Raw genomic sequence first — 1,526 nt, forward strand, 5'->3', positions numbered from 1 at the left:
TCAGTTCGATGGGCACCACCGGCACCATCATGGGCGTGTCGCGCTACCTCAAAGAGCAGAGCGACAGCGTGCAGATCGTCGGTCTGCAACCGATGGAAGGCTCGGCCATTCCCGGCATCCGCCGCTGGCCGCAGGAATACCTGCCGAAGATCTATCAGGCTGACCGCGTCGACCGCATCGTCGACATGGCGCAAAGCGAAGCCGAAGACGTTACCCGGCGCCTGGCCCGCGAAGAAGGCATCTTCTGCGGCGTGTCCTCCGGCGGTGCGGTGGCAGCGATGCTGCGCTTGTCCAAAGAAGTTGAAAACGCGGTGATCGTCGCGATCATCTGCGACCGTGGCGACCGTTACCTGTCGACCGGCATTTTCGACGCGCCGAACTGATGGCCAAACACGAGAGAGGCCTGCGCTTCCAGCCCACCGGCGGCAGCAAGGCGCCACAGATCCCGACCGGCAAAAAGCAGCGCTTGAACATCGAGCGCCTGGCCAATGACGGTCGCGGTATCGCGTTTTTCGAAGGCAAAACCTGGTTCGTCCTCGGCGCCCTTGCCGGTGAAGAGGTCGAAGCGCGGGTGCTCGGCGCCCACGGCAAAGTGGTCGAGGCGCGCACCGAACGGGTATTCACTGCCAGCGAATTGCGTCGTCCGGCAGCGTGCGCGCACTTTGGTCGCTGTGGCGGTTGCAGCGTTCAGCACTTGCCCCACGACGAACAACTCGCCCTGAAACAGCGCATGCTCGCCGAGCAATTGTCGCGGGTGGCCGGTGTCGAACCTGAAGAATGGGCGGCGCCGCTGACCGGCCCGGAATTCGGTTACCGTCGGCGCGCGCGGATCGCCGTGCGCTGGGACATGAAGGCAAAAAAACTCGAAGTGGGTTTCCGCGCGGCTGGCAGTCAGGACATCGTCGCGATCAGCGAATGCCCGGTGCTGGTACAGCCCTTGCAGCCGATCATGACCCGCTTGCCGGAGATGCTGCGGCGCTTGAGCAAACCGCAGGTGCTGGGCCATGTCGAGTTGTTCAGCGGCTCATCTCTGGCGGTATTGCTGCGGCACATGGCGCCGTTGTCCGAAGCGGATCTGACCATTCTCAAGGATTTCTGCCAGTTCCACGAGGCGCAGTTGTGGCTGCATGGCGAAGGTGAACCGCAACCGGTCGAGGCCGGTCAGAGCCTCGGTTATCGCCTGGAACAGTGGAATCTCGAGCTGGCTTATCGGCCTGGTGACTTCGTTCAGGTCAACGCCGGGGTCAACGAAGCGATGATCGCCCAGGCGCTGGACTGGCTGAAACCGACGGCTGAAGAACGCGTGCTCGACCTGTTTTGCGGGTTGGGAAATTTTGCGCTACCGCTGGCCAAAAGCGTCCGTGAAGTGGTGGCTGTGGAGGGCGTGCAGACCATGGTCGAGCGGGCCGCTGCCAACGCCGTCAGTAACAATTTGCATAACACAAAGTTTTTTCAAGCCGATTTATCCCAGCCTTTGAGCGATGCCCAGTGGATCGGAAACGGCTTTTCTGCGGTACTCTTGGACC

Annotated in this window: 2 protein-coding genes; both read left to right on the forward strand. The window is 62.0% G+C overall.

Translation table 11 applies throughout. The features are described 5' to 3' along the window. Positions 1 to 383, forward strand: a 383-nt coding sequence (locus OQK_RS31460) for a pyridoxal-phosphate dependent enzyme (protein ID WP_038861059.1), incomplete at its 5' end; no start/stop codon positions are given. After that, positions 383 to 1,526 (forward strand): 23S rRNA (uracil(1939)-C(5))-methyltransferase RlmD (gene rlmD / locus OQK_RS18225; protein WP_038861060.1); only part of this gene is annotated, 1,144 nt, incomplete at its 3' end. The genes OQK_RS31460 and rlmD, both read left to right, overlap by 1 nt.

The sequence above is a fragment of the Pseudomonas sp. R62 genome (assembly GCF_000257605.1).
Lineage (GTDB): Bacteria > Pseudomonadota > Gammaproteobacteria > Pseudomonadales > Pseudomonadaceae > Aquipseudomonas > Aquipseudomonas atacamensis.